The organism is Rhodococcus sp. NPDC060090 (assembly GCF_042729855.1).
GTDB lineage: Bacteria > Actinomycetota > Actinomycetes > Mycobacteriales > Mycobacteriaceae > Rhodococcus.
On sequence record NZ_JBHWXB010000003.1, the window covers coordinates 202,398 to 218,436 of the forward strand.

Below are 16,039 nucleotides of genomic sequence, written 5' to 3' on the forward strand. Positions count from 1 at the left end.
GACGGACGGTGCCGGGTGAGGCGCGGTTGCAGGGACATGCCGGTTCATCGCGTAATGTGCGGTGGTGCCGTACGAGTGCGGCATGCCTGCGACACCGTCGGGACCCCGTCTCCCTCGGCTGCCGCGGCGAGTGCGGTTCGTCCGCTTCTGACCAGCACCACCGGAGAGAGATGTCTGCGCCACTGCTTCGTATACCCGGGCCCGCGGCCACGGACCTCCCTCCCGGAGTCACCCTCGAGACGATCCTCGCCGACCTGGCCGACGATCAGGTGTCGGTACCCGAAGGGGTGAAGGACTCGGAACTCGGTGGCCCCGAACTCGGTGGCCCTGAACTCGGTGGCCCCGAACTCGATACTTCCGAACTCGTCGAGCAGGTGCAGCGTGCACAGGATCACGGCATCGACCTCAGCGTCGTCGTGGTCGAGAGCAATCCGTACATGGACTCGCAGCTACGCGACCTCGCCACCGCGGTCGGGTCCGAGGACGGCGGCACCGTCCTGGTGCTCAGCCCCGACTGGGTCGGTACGTTCAGCGACTCGCTGGACCGCGTGACGCTCGAGGCGGCACAGGACCGCACTTACACGGGCGACCCGGTGGTGTCGACGACCAACTTCGTCGACTCGTTACTCGAACCGTCGCCGCCCTGGACACTGATGACCATCGTGTTGATTCTGGTGGTGGCGGCCGTCGGTGCACTGACGTATCTCGCCAAGCGGCGGCGTGCGGGCACCGAAGCCGCTGCAGGAGCCACGGGCACCGAACCCGACGTGGGCTCCAGGGGCACGCAGGTCACGCCCGGAGACGCCGGCTCCGTCTGATCTCGTTCGCGGACGCCGAACCTCCATTCGATCGAGACGGACTCCCCGGCTCCGGCGACAACCGGGTCACGCCTGTGGTCGGGGGAGTCGCCAGTATTCACGTGTGAGCGACCTGGTCTTTCCGGACGAATATCTGTGACTGTCGTGCGGGGGGTGGGTGCTGTGTCGTACGGTTCACGTGGCGCTCTTGGGGAAGAAGTGTCACAAGCCGAGTCGCGGGACGCTGACCGTGATCGGTACGAGACCATCAGCGATCGACCGCGCGACCGCGGGCGATCGGTGCTGCGCGCTCTTCTCCAGGCGTCGGGGTCGACCGGTGCGATCGGTCGGCACGACCGAGGGAGAGCACAGTGCGACGGTTCGGTATCCACGGGGGGATTCCGCGACGGTCTTCGTCATCGGACAGTGAGCTGATACGCAGATACGTGTCGTCGGATCCGGACAGGGACTTGTCCCCCCGGACAGGGCGGCGCGTTCCGCGATTGGTTGCGGGACTCGGATTGATCACGACCGTCGTCGTCGGGCTCGGCTCCACGGCCGGGGCGGTGCCACCGCCACCACCGAACCCGAGCGAGGCCCAACTCGACGCCGCCGATGCCGCGGTGAGTTCCGGCGTCGACCGGATCGGCTCACTGATCGTGCAGATCGCAGGCGCCGACCAGCAGTTGGTCGAACTCGACGCGCAGGTGGCGATCAAGCGCGAAGACGTCAACCGTGCCCTCGTGGATCTGCAGTCCGCCCGCGATGCCGCCGACGCGGCCGCGCAGGAGGTCGCATCGTCGGAACTGGCGCTGCAGGATGCGGGAGCCCGAATTCTGCACGCGCAGGACGACTTCGACGACTTCGCACGCAGCAGCTACATGCAAGGCGTCAACGGCGCGTCTCTCGCGGCCTTCCTGTCGACGGACGGGCCCGATGACCTTCTCGACCGAGCCCAGGTGATGCGACTGTTGTCATCGGGCAGGACCGCGGTGCTCGAGGCACTGGAACGGGCCCGCGCCACCGAAGCCAACAGCAACTCCCGCGCGCGTGCCGCGAAACTCGACGCCGACGCCGCGGCGACCGCTGCGGAACGACGCCGCACCGAGGCGGAAGCCGCGATCTCGACGGCTCGGGCCGCACTCGAGGCGCAGGCCGGCGAGAAACGACGCATCGAGCAGGAACGCGCCCAGGCCCAGGGCGCACTCGACCAGGCCCGAGGGAACGTCGTCGGGCTCGAAGGTCAGCGCGCCGATTATGTGGCGTGGGACGACCGTCGTCGCGCCGAGCAGGCAGCCGCGGCCGCCGCCACGCAGGTCGCTGCGCAGGCCGCATCCGAAGCGGCAGTGCGGGTCGCTGCGGACGCTGCCGCGCGGGCGCGTGCTGCCGAACTCTCGAACGGTCAGCGACCCCATACACAGCTCGACATCCCTGCGCCGGAAGTGACCGGACCGACCGTGACTGCGCCGACCGAGACGGAAGTCGCCGAAACCGAAACACCGGAGACCGCACCGACCGATCCCGGCGATACGGGCGGTGGCGCCGACACCGACACCGGAGTCGAGGACGACGAGGACGTCCGTGAATGGACGAATCCCGATCCTGCCGACGAGACCGGTCCATCGACCCCGCGCGAGTCCGGCCCCCGATCGTCCCCGCGCACGACCCAGCGTCCGACGCTGACCGGGACCGCTGCCGTCGAGACGGTCATCGACCGGGGACTGTCGCAGATCGGCGTGCCCTACGCATGGGGTGGCGGTGATGAGAACGGCCCCACCCGCGGCATTCGTGACGGTGGTGTCGCCGACACTTACGGCGACTACAACAAGACCGGCTTCGACTGTTCAGGACTGATGATCTACGCCTTCGCCGGCATCGGTGTCTCCCTCCCGCACTACACCGGGTACCAATACACCGCCGGTACGCAGGTCCCCGTGTCGGAGATGCAACGCGGAGACATGATCTTCTACGGACCGAATGCCAGCCAGCACGTGGGCCTGTACCTCGGCGACGGCACAATGCTCGAGGCACCGCAGTCGGGTGCGCATGTGAAGATCTCGCCGGTACGCTGGGACGGCATGACACCGTATGTGGTGCGCATGGTGTCGTGACGGCGATGCGGCGCAGGTCGCGCGGGGGTGACGACACGGAATACCGGTACCTGCAATAGTGGTGCCGGCAGGTGTTTCCAGCGGAGCGACAGGCGAAAGCGGTGGATTGTTGGTGACCTCACGCGAGGGTGGGACGTCGGGGACTGCAGGGTCGAACGACAAGAGCGAATCGACCGTCCAGAAGAGCGGCGAGCGAGGCAATGCGGTGAATGCCCCGGCGGGCAGCACCCCGGCAGCGAACAACGCAGCAGTGAACACGACGAAGGCGCAGAAGCCCGTTCCGCCTCGCAACGACGGCCCGACACCCGACGGCCGGAACCGAGATGGTCAGGGCGCGCCCAATGCGGTCGATCCTGCTCAGGACATCCGGCTCCTGGAGCGGGCCATCTACGAGGTCAAACGAGTGATCGTCGGCCAGGACCTGCTGGTCGAGCGGATGCTCGTCGGCGTTCTCGCCAGAGGACACGTGCTGCTCGAAGGTGTGCCCGGTGTCGCCAAGACCCTGGCGGTGGAAACCTTCGCCAAGGTCGTGGGCGGTTCGTTCTCCCGTGTGCAGTTCACCCCCGATCTCGTTCCCACCGACCTGGTCGGTACCCGGATCTACCGGCAGGGTCGTGAGGAGTTCGACACCGAACTCGGCCCGGTCGTCGCGAACTTCGTCCTCGCCGACGAGATCAACCGTGCCCCCGCGAAAGTGCAGTCGGCGTTGCTCGAGGTGATGGCCGAGCGGCACGTGACCATCGGCGGCAAGACCTTCCCGATGCCCGACCCGTTCCTGGTCATGGCCACCCAGAACCCGATCGAGAACGAGGGCGTCTACCCTCTGCCCGAGGCACAGCGCGACCGTTTCCTGTTCAAGGTCCTCGTCGACTATCCGACGGTCGAGGAAGAACGGGAGATCGTCTACCGCATGGGTGTCGCCGCACCCGAACCCAAGCAGATCCTCGGTAGCGACGAGTTGATCCGCCTGCAGAAGGTCGCCAGCCGCGTGTTCGTGCACCACGCACTCGTCGACTACGTGGTGCGGGTGATCTTCGCGACTCGTGCACCGGCAGAAGTCGGCCTCGACGATGTGCAGGGGTGGATCGCATACGGCGCCTCACCCCGCGCGACCCTCGGCATCATCTCCGCCGCTCGCGCACTGGCGATGGTCCGCGGACGCGACTACGTCATCCCCCAGGACATCCTCGACGTCATCCCCGATGTGCTGCGTCACCGCCTGGTGCTGTCGTACGACGCACTCGCCGACGATGTTTCACCCGATCACATCATCACCCGGATCCTGCAGACCGTGGGTCTGCCGCAGGTCGCGCCCCTCGCGTCGCCCCCGCAGCCGGTACGTGCCGGCGCACCGTCCGCCGGGCCCGAGGCGGGTGCGGCGCCCCGGTGAGTGAACGCGCCCCCGGGTCGCCGCCGACGTTCCGTGCCGGACAACTGCGTGAACCCGAGCTGACCGCTGCACTACGCACGCTGGAACTGACGGTCCGACGTCGCCTCGACGGTGTCCTGCACGGCGATCACCTCGGTCTGATCCCCGGTCCGGGATCCGAGCCCGGCGATGCCCGCGAATACCAGCCCGGCGACGACGTCCGGCAGATGGACTGGTCGGTCACTGCCCGCACCACCCACCCGCACGTACGGCAGACCGTCGCCGACCGTGAACTCGAGACCTGGCTGGCACTCGACCTGTCGGCGAGTCTCGACTTCGGCACCGGAAACTGCGAGAAGCGCGACCTCGCCATCGCCTCTGTCGCTGCGATCGCATATCTGACCGGCGGCGGCGGAAACCGCATCGGCGCGGTCGTGTCCAATGGCCGCGACGTTGCACGGATGCCCGCTCGTGGCGGGCGTCTGCACGCGCAGTCGATGTTGCGCACCATCGCCACGACTCCGCATCCCCCGGACGGCACCCGCGGCGATCTGCGCGGTGTCATCGACTCGCTTCGTCGTCCACAACGACGCCGCGGACTCATCGTCGTCATCAGCGATTTTCTCGGCCCCATCGAGTGGGAGCGACCGTTGCGGGCACTGTCCGCCCGCCACGAGGTGCTCGCCGTCGAGGTGCTCGACCCGCGTGATCTGGAATTGCCCGATCTCGGTGATGTTGTGCTGCACGACCCCGAAACCGGACGAACCCGCGAATTCACCACCACGCCACAACTGCGCGCCGACTTCGCGCAGGCCGCCTCCGACCACCGTGCGGCGGTGGAACAGGCGCTGCGTCGGTGCGGTGCACCTCGGTTGAGCCTGCGCACCGACCGCGACTGGATCGGCGATGTCGTCCGCTTCGTGGCAGCCCGCAGACACAGCATCGGCGCAGGACAGGGGGGACGATGAGTTTCTCCGGTTTCGCCTCACCGTGGTGGCTGCTGTTCCTGTTCGTCGTCGCGGCGCTCGCTGTCGGATACGTGCTCGTGCAGCGGCGCCGGCTCGCCCACACTCTGCGGTTCACCAATTTCGAACTGCTCGAGAAGGTCGCACCCGACAGGCCCGGTCGTGCGCGGCACATCCCCGTCGCGCTGCTCCTCGTCGGTCTCGCGCTGCTGACCGTCGCACTGGCCGGCCCCACCTCCGAACAGCGGGTTCCCCGTAACCGCGCCACCGTCGTCCTTGCGATCGACGTGTCGCTGTCGATGGAGGCCACCGACGTGGCACCGTCGCGGCTGGCAGCTGCGCAGGAAGCCGCGAAGTCGTTCGCCGACGACCTGACCCCGGGCATCAACCTCGGGCTCGTCGCGTTCTCCGGCACGGCGTCGGTTCTCGTCTCACCCACCACCAACCGGGAAGCGACGAAGACCGCGATCGACCACCTCCAACTGAGCGAACGCACCGCGACCGGCGAGGCGATCTTCACCTCGATGCAATCGATCGAGACCCTCGCCGCGGTCCTCGGCGGCAGCGATCAGGCTCCGCCGGCCCGCATCGTGTTGCTCTCCGACGGCAAGCAGACCGTCCCCGAAAGCCCCGACGACCCCCGCGGAGGATTCACCGCGGCCCGTCAGGCCGCAGAGAAGGGCATCCCGGTCTCCACTATTTCGTTCGGTACCCAATACGGCAGTGTGACGATCGAGGACGATCAGATCCCGGTGCCCGTCGACGATCCGTCACTCGAGGAGATCGCCGAACTGTCCGGCGGAAGCTTCTTCGCCGCCTCCAGTCTCGAAGAACTCGAAGGCGCCTACGACACCCTCGAGGAGCAGATCGGATTCGAGACCACCCGCGGCGACGCCAGCCGGCCGTGGCTGATGCTCGGCGTCTTCGCCGTCGCCGGGGGACTCATCGCCGCCATGGTGCTCCGTCAGCGACTTCCGTGACCGCAGTTGTGGCCGCCGCGGTGTCTTTTCCGTACTCGATCCACCACCAGATAGGTTTGTCCGCATGACTGACGCAACCAGCGCCGCACCGTCGCGGCACGTGGCCACCCCCCGTTCGGTCCTCGTCACCGGGGGTAACCGGGGTATCGGGCTCGCCGTGGCCCGCCGCCTCCAGGCGGACGGACACAAGGTCGCCGTCACCCACCGCGGTTCCGGTGTGCCCGAGGACCTGTTCGGCGTCGTCTGCGATGTCACCGACAGTGACTCCGTCGACCGCGCCTACACCGAGGTCGAGGCACACCAGGGGCCGGTCGAGGTACTGGTCGCCAACGCAGGCATCACCGACGACACCCTGCTGATGCGCATGACCGAAGACCAGTTCACGAACGTTCTCGACGCCAACCTCACCGGCGCGTTCCGGTGTGCCAAGCGCGCCAACCGCGCGATGCTGCGAGCGCGCTGGGGACGGATGATCTTCCTCGGCTCGGTTGTCGGCATGGCCGGTCAGGCAGGCCAGATCAACTACGCCTCCTCGAAGGCCGGCGTCATCGGCCTGGCACGCTCGGTGACCCGTGAGCTCGGCTCGCGGTCGATCACCGCCAACGTGGTCGCCCCCGGCTTCGTCGAGACCGACATGACCGCCGATCTGTCCGACGACATGCGCGACATGGCGAAGAAGTTCATCCCGCTGCAGCGTCTCGGTAAGCCCGAGGACATCGCCGCGGTGGTCAGCTTCCTCGCCTCGGACGATTCCGCCTACGTCTCCGGCGCGGTGATCCCCGTCGACGGCGGTATGGGCATGGGCCACTAGCAGCCCGCGACACCGGACCACATCCGAAACACACTGGAGGATCGACACACTCATGGGCGGACTGCTCGAGGGCAAGACCATTCTCGTCACCGGCATCATCACTGATGCCTCGATCGCGTTCCACACTGCGAAGGTCGCGCAGGAACAGGGTGCGAAGGTGCTCATCACCGGATTCGACCGGCTCAGGTTGATCGACCGCATCGCGCAGCGACTGCCGCAGCCGGTACCTCCCGCCGTCGAACTGGACGTACAGAACCCCGAGCACCTCGCCGGTCTCGCCGACAGGATCCGGGAGATCGCACCAGAAGGCCTCGACGGCGTCGTCCACTCGATCGGTTTCGCACCGCGCTCGTGCCTGGGCAGCCCCTTCCTCGACGCGCCCTGGAACGATGTGGCCGTCGCGCTCGAGGTGTCCGCGTACTCGTACGCGGCGCTCGCCAAGGCCGTGCTGCCGGCAACGAATGACGGTGCCTCCCTCGTCGGCATGGACTTCGACCCGGCGCGGGCTGTCCCGTTCTACAACTGGATGGGCGTCTCCAAGGCCACTCTCGAATCCGTCAACCGGTACGTCGCGAAGGAGGTCGGCCCGCGCGGTATCCGTTCGAACCTTGTCGCGGCCGGACCCATCAAGACCCTCGCCGCCAAGGCCATCGCCGGGGACGCCACGGGGCCGGGCGCCGAGATGAACAAGCTCAACGACGGCTGGTCCGCCGCGTCGCCGATCGGCTGGGACGTCGACGACCCGACCCCGGTCGCGAAGACGGTGTGCACGGTGCTGTCCGACTGGCTTCCCGGTACCACCGGGTCCATCGTCTACGTCGACGGTGGCTTCCATTCCCAGGTCGGCTTCGGCGCCTGACGGCAGGAGCATCGATCATGGTGAACACCCCCGAGGTCTACGACGCGCTGATGGTGCTGTCGTTCGGCGGACCCGAAGGCCCCGACGACGTACGCCCGTTTCTCGAGAACGTCACCCGCGGTCGCGGTATCCCGCCGGAACGGCTCGACGACGTGGCCCGGCATTATCTGCATTTCGGGGGTGTCTCACCGATCAACGCGCTCAACCGCGCGCTCATCGACGCCGTGCGTGCCGAATTCGACGCGCACGGAATCGATCTGCCGATCTATTTCGGCAACCGCAACTGGCATCCGATGATCGAGGACACCGTTGCGGAGATGACCCGCGACGGAGTCCGCAATGCACTGGTGTTCGCGACCTCGGCGTGGGGCGGATACTCCGGGTGCCGTCAGTACCACGAGGACATTGCGAGGGCACACGCCGCTGTCGACGGCGCCCCGGACCTGACGAAGGTGCGCCAGTTCTACGACCATCCGCTGTTCGTCGAGGCGGTCGCCGACGCCGTCCGCGCAGCACGTACGGAACTCCAGGACGACGCGGAATCCGCGCGCCTGGTATTCACCGCACACTCGGTTCCGACCGCCACCGACGCGACCGGCGGCCCGCCGGACGCGGGTGGCCGGCTCTACAGTCGTCAGGTCGCCGAGGCGGCGCAGCTGGTCGCACAGGCCCTCGGCGTCGGCGACTACGACCTGGTATGGCAGTCCCGTTCCGGCCCGCCGCAGGTGCCGTGGCTCGAACCCGACATCGTCGATCATCTCGACGCTCTCCACGACCGGGGTGTGGGTGCGGTGATCGTCGTACCCGTCGGCTTCGTCTCCGACCACCTCGAGGTCGTCTGGGATCTGGACACCGAAGCACGCGACCGCGCCGCCGAACTCGGAATGGGATTCGCCCGGGCGGGTACGGCCGGAACAGACCCGCGCTTCGCGTCACTGGTCCGCGAACTGGTCGGGGAGCACCTCGGAACCATGACGCCACGGCGTCTCGGGACGGAACCCCAGTTCGGCGTCGGCTGCAACGGCCGGTTGTGCGCGGTGCGGTGCTGCGAACCTCCCGCGCGACCGTCGCGACCCGCCGCTGCCGGCTGACCGGGCCCGCTCGGACCTCCCCGGGGGCGAGCGAATGGATCCTTCGCTCGATCCAATGAGACGGGTGATACATTCGCTCACTCGGGGCAGTCCGGGGACGTCGCGTCAATTGCCGGTCGCGGGCCGGCGCCGATCGAGGGCGCCGAGGGTGGCCGCGACCGCCCCGAGGCGAGCGACTCGCACCGCTGCCCACAGCGGACGCAACGCGTCCTCGCGGGCGGCTGCTGCCGACGCCGAACCTGCCTGGAGGCCTTCACCCGCGGCCGCGACGGTCAGGATTGCCGCGACCTGATCGGCGGATTCGAGAATCCGCACGGCCCGCGGGGGCAGCGCCTCCGGGTACCGGTGCTGCGCGTACTCGGCGACTTTCTCGGCGATCGCGGCCCGCGGATCGCTCCGTCGGCCGTTCGAGTCCACGGTGTGGATTTCCGTCAAGGTCGATGCGGCGTCGCGCACCGCCTCGCGCATCGCGAACTCGGCCTCGCCGAGACCGGGAGGAGCGGGCGGCTCGGGAAGTATCGGAAGTGCGAACACCGTCCAGCGCAACACATCCGGGCCCTCCACGGTGGGTACGAGTCCGATGCCGGGGGTGCCGGGCGCCCCCACCAACACCCCCTCGCGGGCCGTGAGCGCCGCCGCTGCGAACTCGGTGCCCGCGGGCAGCCCGTGCACATCACCGGCAGCCGGGAGCACCAGGCGAATCCCGGAACCACCGGCAGGGTCGGCGCGGCGGATCGTCGTGAGCAACACGGCGGCACCGTTCACCGGGCGCGTGCCGGACAGTCCGGCAGCCGCCGCAGCATCCTCGGTGTGGGCGGCGACCAGATGCATCGGCGCCCACTCGTGCAGGGCGTCGATCACATCGTCGGCGGCCGCGTGGCCGGACAGCCACGAACCCGCCCACACGGTCACAGTCAGGCTGGGTGAACTCACCGGATGAGCATAAAGCGGGCCACCGATAGGACCCAGCGCACGCCGCGGTACTCGGCGTGGCGGCCCCGGGCCGTCGGTGCACTGTCCTAACGTGGTCGGGCGTGAGCCCACGAGACATGTACGGTGCCGACATCTTTGCCGGCCATGGCCGTACGAAGAAGAAGCCGGTTCCGGAACTGGAAGCAGAGAAAGACCTGGTGGTCGAGGACGCAGCCTCCGGATGGTGTGGGGCGGTGGTCGGTTTCGAACGCACCTACGACGGTGATTTCGTCCGGCTCGAGGACGCGAACGGACGAACACGGCTGTTCGCGATGCGCCCGGCGGCCTTCCTCGTCGAAGGCGCCCCGGTGACCTTGACGCGTCCGACGCCGCGCGCCGCCGCGACACCGACCCGCTCGGCGTCCGGGTCGGTGCGCGTCGAGGGGCTCCGTGCGCGGGTGGCGCGCGGTAGCCGCATCTGGGTGGAGGGTGTGCACGACGCGGCGCTCGTCGAGCGCGTGTGGGGGCACGATCTGCGCGTCGAAGGGGTGGTCGTCGAGCAACTCGAGGGTCTCGACAATCTCGGAGCGCGGCTCGCCGAGTTCCGGCCGGGTCCCGGGCGCCGAGTCGGGGTGCTCGCCGATCACCTGGTCGCCGGGTCGAAGGAGGAAAGGCTCACCGCGAATCTGGGTCCGTACGTGATGGTGACCGGCCACCCCTTCATCGATGTCTGGGAAGCCGTCCGTCCGGCAGTGTTGGGGATCGACGCGTGGCCGAAGATTCCCCGTGGTCAGGACTGGAAGACCGGGGTGTGCCGCGAGTTGGGTTGGGGCTCACCGCAAGAAGGGTGGCGCCGCGTCTACGGTGCCGTGTCGGGTTTCCGGGATCTCGAATCGCCCCTGCTCGGCGCAGTGGAAAGGCTGGTCGATTTCGTGACCGAACCCGACGGCGCCTGACCTGCGTACGGCCGGGGCCCGGCGTCCGCGCGTCTGCGCCGGATGTCCGGATTGTGTCAGGATGGGTTTGTGACGGCATTGATTTGGCTCATCGCCGGTGTCGCGTTGGCGGCCGGCGAAGCGTTGACCGGCGACTTCGTCCTGCTGATGTTGGGCGGCGCCGCGTTGGCGACTGCCGGGGTCGCGGCCGTCACCGATCTGCCCGTGTGGTTCGACGCCTTGGTGTTCGCGATCGCCTCGCTCGTGTTGCTGCTGGGGGTGCGTCCGCCGCTGCGGCGTCGTTACGCGCAACCACCGGCGTTGACGACGGGAATCGATGCGCTACCGGGCAAGCACGCACTGGTGCTCGAACCGGTCGATGCGCATTCGGGGCGGGTCAAGATCGACGGCGACGTCTGGACAGCGCGACCATTGGACGAGACCGAATCGTACGAAGCCGGAACAACCGTGACCGTGATGGAGATCGACGGCGCAACCGCCGTCGTGTGGAGGGGTCCGTAGATGGAAGCATTGATAGTGCTCGCCGTATTGGTGGCGCTTGTGGTGATTGTGGTGGTCAGGTCGGTGGCACTGGTGCCGCAGGCAGAGGCCGCCGTGATCGAACGACTCGGCCGGTACTACCGGACGGCGTCGGGGCAGTTGACCTTCCTGGTGCCGTTCGTGGATCGGATCCGCGACAAGGTGGACCTGCGTGAACGCGTCGTTTCGTTCCCGCCGCAGCCGGTGATCACCCAGGACAACCTGACGTTGAGCATCGACACGGTGGTGTACTTCCAGGTCACCAATCCGCAGGCCGCGGTCTACGAGATCAGCAACTACATCGCCGCTGTCGAACAGTTGACCGTGACCACCCTGCGCAACGTGGTCGGTGGTATGACTCTCGAAGAGACCTTGACGTCGCGTGATTCCATCAACGGACAGCTGCGCGGAGTCCTGGACGAGGCCACCGGCCGGTGGGGGCTGCGGGTCGCCCGTGTCGAACTCAAGAGCATCGATCCGCCGCCGTCGATCCAGGAGTCGATGGAGAAGCAGATGAAGGCGGACCGCGAGAAGCGCGCGGTGATCCTCACCGCGGAGGGGCATCGCGAGGCCGCGATCAAGACCGCCGAGGGCGACAAGCAGTCCAGGATCCTCTCGGCAGAGGGCGCGAAGCAGGCTTCGATCCTCGAGGCGGAAGCAGAACGGCAATCGCGGATCCTGCGGGCGCAGGGTGACCGTGCTGCCAGCTACCTCGAAGCACAGGGCGAGGCGAAGGCGATCGAGAAGGTGTTCGCCGCGATCAAGGCCGGTAAGCCGACACCGGAGTTGCTTGCCTACCAGTATCTCCAGACGTTGCCGGAGATGGCACAGGGCGACGCGAACAAGGTGTGGCTGCTGCCCAGCGATTTCGGGGATGCGCTCAAGGGATTCGCGAAGAGCCTCGGTGCACCGAGCGACGACGGTGTGTTCCGGTTCGAACCGAGCCCGGTCGAGGAAGGCCTGCAGCGCCCCGAGGACGATTCGGCGGAGGTCGAGGACTGGTTCACCACCAAGAGCGACCCGGCGGTGGCGAAGGCCGTCGCCGAAGCCGAGGCTGTGGCGCGTAAGCCGGTCGACCCCGATGTGCCCGGATCGGCTCCGCGGCACAAAGCAGGTGGGGTCGCGGGAACGCCGCCGCAGGCGTTGCCGCAGTCGCAGCCTCCGCAAGACGGATGGATGCCCACCGGTGAGCCGGAGCAGGAGGCGGATCCCCAGCAGGATCCGCCTCGACAGCAGTAGATCTTTTCCGTGGTACCCGTCGCGGCCCGCACATCCGATGTGCGGGCCGCGACGTTGTCATGTGGTCGACCCGACCTTCGGTGCGGGGATCTTGTTGCGGCGCCGACGACCGGTGGCGAGCGGGAGTGTCATCGCCGCGACGATCATCCCGGCGCCGAGGATGGCGAGGGGTGAGATGGATTCGCCGAACGCCAGGGCACCGAGGAGCAGCGCGACGACGACCTCGAGATACGACAGACCCGACAGTTCCGCTGCCCGCAGGTGCTTGCCCGCGACGACGAGCAGACCCAGAGCGAGCAGACCGCATACGACGAAGAAGCCGGCGGCCCACGCCCAGTTCGTGGCGGTCATGCCCGTCATATCAGGGCGGGTGACCGCGACCATGGCTGCGGTGGCAACGGCCCCGAAGGCGAAGTTCCAGAAGCTGCGGACATCGGCGGGCATGTCGGAGCGGTACCGGTAGCAGAGCAGGGCCAGACCGTAGAAGATGCCCGACGCGACGCCGAGCACCGTGCCCAGGGCTTCCTGCTCGGACCCTGCCGAGGGGCCACCGCCGATCAGTCCGGCGGCCAGCAGCATCCCGGCGAACGCCGTCACCAGCGACAACACGTCCAGTCGCGTGATCGATTCCTTGAGAAGAATCCTGGCGAGCACCGTCGCGATGAGCGGACCGAGGTAGTGCAGGACGACGGTCCGTGACAGGTCGGTGAGCAGGGTGGACGACAGGTAGGTGGCCAGCGACAGACCGAGGAACACGCCGCCGAGGACGATCGACGGGGACAGTCGCGTGCGGCGGATCGCGCCGAGTCGGCGCGAGAAGACGATCAGCAGCATCATGCCCAGGGCGCCGACGAGCATGCGGCCGAGTGTCAGCGCCTCGCCGAGTGCGGCGCCGGGTGGGGTGGCCATGCGACCGAACAAGCCTGCGGCGCCCATCGCGGTCGCGGAGATCACGATGGCAGCGATGCCGAGTCGTCGGTTCGGGCTCGGCCGCGACGGCGGGGGAGTGGGCGACGGTGCGACACGGGACGGAACAGGCTGGACGCGCAGGGGTGCGCCGATGGTCAGGGCCACGGAACTTCCTCCGGACAGGGTGCATCACGCACCGGGGGCGGTGGTTCCCCGCTCTGTCATCGGACCTGAGAGCTTTCACGGATCTTGTGGGATCCGCCTACACCGTCGGTGAGCCCCGAAGGGCTGCTTTCCAGAGTTGCCTCGCGTGCGGCGGTCTGTGGGCCTGAGAGATTCCCGGGAGGTTGCTCCTTCGGCGCCCGCGGATGCGGGACTCTCCCGCCGCAGTTCAATGGCATATTCAGTTGCGCCCGCAAGTATGCCAGCCCGGCTGCGTCGGTGAGAACTCAAGTGATCAAGGCGTGGCCGACCCCACACGCGGCGGCAGCCCACAACACACTCGTCGACGTGCCGATGATGAACTGCTCGGACGCCTGCGGTTCGCGCAGTTCCGGATACCGAGCCAGCCCCTTGACCGCCATGATGATCGCGATGCCCTCCGGCCAGCCGGCCAGGATCGATGCGGCGACTGCGCCGCGTTCGAGGACGCCGATCACCCGACCGCCGCGCAATGGTCCCGGCGGCGGTGTCGGGGTCGGTCCCGCGTCGGGTTGCCGACGGGCGATCCGGAACGCGACGAGTACCGCCGGTCCGCCGCCGGTGATGGCGACGATGGTGGTGAGGGTGAGTGTCGCCCCGAGTGCGAAACCCTGAGCGGGATCGGTGGCAGCAGCGGTGAGCGCTGCGGTTCCGAGCGCGATCGCGGTGACAGCCGCCCCGATCCACACCGGAAGACGCGGAATCAAGGACAGTGCCGGCGCGACGGCTGCGACAGCGAGGAGCACCAGGGAGGCGACGGTCAACGGTCGGCCCTTTCGAGGAGTCGGTGCAGGAGCGGACGGCCGGCGAGTTCGGCCTGCCATCCGGCGGTGAGCAGGCGCTGGGACACGGCCTGTTTGCTGATGCCGAGTTCGGTGGCGATCTCGGCCTGCGGTAGGCCGGCGCGGGCGAGTGCGACGGCTTCGGCACCCTGATCGGTACGGCGCAACACGATCGTCGCGAGCAGGGTCAGGGCGGCATCGACGTCGGATGCGGACTCGGTGTCGACGCCGTCGGCGGCGATGCGGCCGGGTGCGTTCTTGGCGCGCTCGACGGCGGTGCGTGCGTGCTCGAACGCGGGACCGCGGCCGGCGCGCGTCTGGGCGGGCAGGGGCGTCTCGACGGGGCCGATGCCGATGCCGATGCTCCAGTTGTCGCGGTCGAGGAGATTCAATGCGAGGTCGAGGACGATGGCGGCGTCGTCGGCCACCGCCTGGACTTCGTCACCGGCGGTGCGTTCGAACTTCCGGAGAAGTGGGGCGGCGCGGAGTTCGGCGAGCAGATTCGCGACGCGGTCGATGTCTCGGCGACTGCCGCGTTGGTCGACCGTCAACACATACATCAATCAAGGATGGAGCCTTGAATAGTAAAAATCAAGCCTTCAGGCTTGTCTCATCGTGTTCTGGGTCGATGACGGCATCGAGTGCCGACCCCGCCGGCTGGGGCAGGCGCGCCTCGATCAGAAGTCCGCCGACGCCGAGCGCGATGCAGATCGCCGTCACCACCATCAGTCCCGGACTCGACTCCCCGGTGAGCACATCACCGAGGAGCACCACGGCGACGGTGCCCGGCAGAATCCCGACGACGGTCGCGAGCGTGTACGGCAGCAGGCGCACCGCCGACACCGCACAACAACAGTTCACGACGAAGAACGGCGCTGCGGCGATCAGCCGCAGCGACCCGACCGCGAGCCAGCCGCGCCGCGCGAGTCGCAGATCGACCGCCTTCGCAGCAGGATGCGTCAGATAGGACGCCACGACACCCCGACCCAGTGCCCGTACCAGCAGGAATGCGAGAACCGCACTGACGGCGGTCGCCGCGCTGGTGACCGCGATGCCGACCAGGGGACCGAACAGCACACCGGCGCTGAGGGTGAACACCGTCCGCGGCACCGGGCTGATCGTCACCAGCGAATGGACGGCGAAGAAGATCAGTATCAGAAAGGGGCCGTCGACCGAGTGCGACCATTCCCGGATCTGCCCGATCGACGGATGCGGAAGCAGCAGCGCCGCCGCGGCAAAGACCGCGAGAAGAACGAGGATGCCGATGACCCTGCGGTCTCTGAAGATCCTCATCACAGGGCGCCAGCCTACCTCCCGTCCTGCGCGCACACCTGGCACGGAGAGATACAGACTGCAGGATCACACCGACTCGTCCACGCGGTGAACGAACGCTAGAGAAATTGTGGTGATCCCCATGATTCCCCACCGGCGTGTGCGGCTAGCATCACAACGACATCGGCTTAATGTTTTGCGAGGCGCTACGCCCCGTCGGCCCACCCCGGCCGCCCGACAGCCTGCCCACCCGCAGTAGGAGGAAA

General features: G+C 68.0%; 16 protein-coding genes and 1 riboswitch. Of the genes, 11 read left to right on the plus strand and 5 right to left on the minus strand.

Features of this window, described 5'->3' with window-relative positions:
- Positions 1 to 170: 170 nt before the first annotated feature.
- The 8 genes from ACFWCF_RS05575 (at position 171) to ACFWCF_RS05610 (ending at position 8,983) form a co-directional block, all read left to right on the plus strand.
- Positions 171 to 818: a DUF6676 family protein gene (locus ACFWCF_RS05575; RefSeq protein ID WP_378491944.1), complete on the plus strand. Its 648-nt coding sequence runs from the start codon at positions 171 to 173 to the stop codon at positions 816 to 818.
- 500 nt (positions 819 to 1,318) lie between these two features.
- On the plus strand, positions 1,319 to 2,908 hold the full coding sequence (locus tag ACFWCF_RS05580) for an NlpC/P60 family protein (protein WP_378558215.1): 1,590 nt from the start codon (positions 1,319 to 1,321) through the stop codon (positions 2,906 to 2,908).
- Between the two features lie 112 nt (positions 2,909 to 3,020).
- The gene (locus tag ACFWCF_RS05585) at positions 3,021 to 4,298 is read left to right on the plus strand and encodes an AAA family ATPase (protein ID WP_378558218.1); all 1,278 of its coding nucleotides are present in this window, start codon (positions 3,021 to 3,023) and stop codon (positions 4,296 to 4,298) included.
- The gene (locus tag ACFWCF_RS05590) at positions 4,295 to 5,245 is read left to right on the plus strand and encodes a DUF58 domain-containing protein (RefSeq protein ID WP_378558221.1); all 951 of its coding nucleotides are present in this window, start codon (positions 4,295 to 4,297) and stop codon (positions 5,243 to 5,245) included. Before ACFWCF_RS05585 ends, ACFWCF_RS05590 begins: the two co-directional genes overlap by 4 nt.
- A complete protein-coding gene (locus ACFWCF_RS05595; RefSeq protein ID WP_378558224.1) occupies positions 5,242 to 6,222 on the plus strand; it encodes a VWA domain-containing protein in 981 nt (326 codons plus the stop codon). Before ACFWCF_RS05590 ends, ACFWCF_RS05595 begins: the two co-directional genes overlap by 4 nt.
- Positions 6,223 to 6,286: 64 nt before the next feature.
- Entirely contained in the window at positions 6,287 to 7,033 is a 747-nt protein-coding gene (gene fabG1 / locus ACFWCF_RS05600) for a 3-oxoacyl-ACP reductase FabG1 (RefSeq protein WP_378558227.1), read from the plus strand.
- 52 nt (positions 7,034 to 7,085) lie between these two features.
- On the plus strand, positions 7,086 to 7,892 hold the full coding sequence (gene inhA, locus ACFWCF_RS05605) for an NADH-dependent enoyl-ACP reductase InhA (protein WP_378558230.1): 807 nt from the start codon (positions 7,086 to 7,088) through the stop codon (positions 7,890 to 7,892).
- A 17-nt stretch (positions 7,893 to 7,909) separates the two neighbouring features.
- Positions 7,910 to 8,983: a ferrochelatase gene (locus tag ACFWCF_RS05610; RefSeq protein ID WP_378558233.1), complete on the plus strand. Its 1,074-nt coding sequence runs from the start codon at positions 7,910 to 7,912 to the stop codon at positions 8,981 to 8,983.
- Positions 8,984 to 9,088: 105 nt separating this feature from the next.
- Here the strand turns inward: ACFWCF_RS05610 and ACFWCF_RS05615 are convergent, their stop codons facing one another.
- Positions 9,089 to 9,916: a hypothetical protein gene (locus ACFWCF_RS05615; protein WP_378558236.1), complete on the minus strand. Its 828-nt coding sequence runs from the start codon at positions 9,914 to 9,916 to the stop codon at positions 9,089 to 9,091.
- Between the two features lie 116 nt (positions 9,917 to 10,032).
- Between ACFWCF_RS05615 and ACFWCF_RS05620 the strand changes: the two genes are divergently transcribed.
- From ACFWCF_RS05620 to ACFWCF_RS05630, 3 genes are all read left to right on the plus strand, one after another.
- On the plus strand, positions 10,033 to 10,851 hold the full coding sequence (locus tag ACFWCF_RS05620; protein WP_378491976.1) for a DUF3097 domain-containing protein: 819 nt from the start codon (positions 10,033 to 10,035) through the stop codon (positions 10,849 to 10,851).
- Between the two features lie 69 nt (positions 10,852 to 10,920).
- Positions 10,921 to 11,352 carry an NfeD family protein gene (locus tag ACFWCF_RS05625; RefSeq protein ID WP_378491935.1) on the plus strand — a complete coding sequence of 144 codons (432 nt, stop codon included), beginning with the start codon at positions 10,921 to 10,923 and terminating at the stop codon, positions 11,350 to 11,352.
- The gene (locus tag ACFWCF_RS05630; protein WP_378558239.1) at positions 11,353 to 12,609 is read left to right on the plus strand and encodes an SPFH domain-containing protein; all 1,257 of its coding nucleotides are present in this window, start codon (positions 11,353 to 11,355) and stop codon (positions 12,607 to 12,609) included.
- 57 nt (positions 12,610 to 12,666) lie between these two features.
- Here ACFWCF_RS05630 and ACFWCF_RS05635 read toward each other — a convergent pair whose 3' ends face one another.
- The 4 genes from ACFWCF_RS05635 to ACFWCF_RS05650 all read right to left on the minus strand — a co-directional run bounded on the left by ACFWCF_RS05635 (position 12,667) and on the right by ACFWCF_RS05650 (position 15,794).
- The gene (locus ACFWCF_RS05635) at positions 12,667 to 13,683 is read right to left on the minus strand and encodes a DMT family transporter (RefSeq protein WP_378558242.1); all 1,017 of its coding nucleotides are present in this window, start codon (positions 13,681 to 13,683) and stop codon (positions 12,667 to 12,669) included.
- Between the two features lie 141 nt (positions 13,684 to 13,824).
- A riboswitch (glycine riboswitch) is annotated at positions 13,825 to 13,912 on the minus strand.
- A 55-nt stretch (positions 13,913 to 13,967) separates the two neighbouring features.
- Positions 13,968 to 14,483: a hypothetical protein gene (locus ACFWCF_RS05640; protein ID WP_378493193.1), complete on the minus strand. Its 516-nt coding sequence runs from the start codon at positions 14,481 to 14,483 to the stop codon at positions 13,968 to 13,970.
- Positions 14,480 to 15,061, minus strand: a complete 582-nt coding sequence (locus ACFWCF_RS05645) for a hypothetical protein (RefSeq protein ID WP_378558245.1) — start codon at positions 15,059 to 15,061, stop codon at positions 14,480 to 14,482. Before ACFWCF_RS05645 ends, ACFWCF_RS05640 begins: the two co-directional genes overlap by 4 nt.
- 31 nt (positions 15,062 to 15,092) lie before the next feature.
- Positions 15,093 to 15,794 carry a TVP38/TMEM64 family protein gene (locus ACFWCF_RS05650; protein WP_378558248.1) on the minus strand — a complete coding sequence of 234 codons (702 nt, stop codon included), beginning with the start codon at positions 15,792 to 15,794 and terminating at the stop codon, positions 15,093 to 15,095.
- Between the last annotated feature and the right edge of the window lie 245 nt (positions 15,795 to 16,039).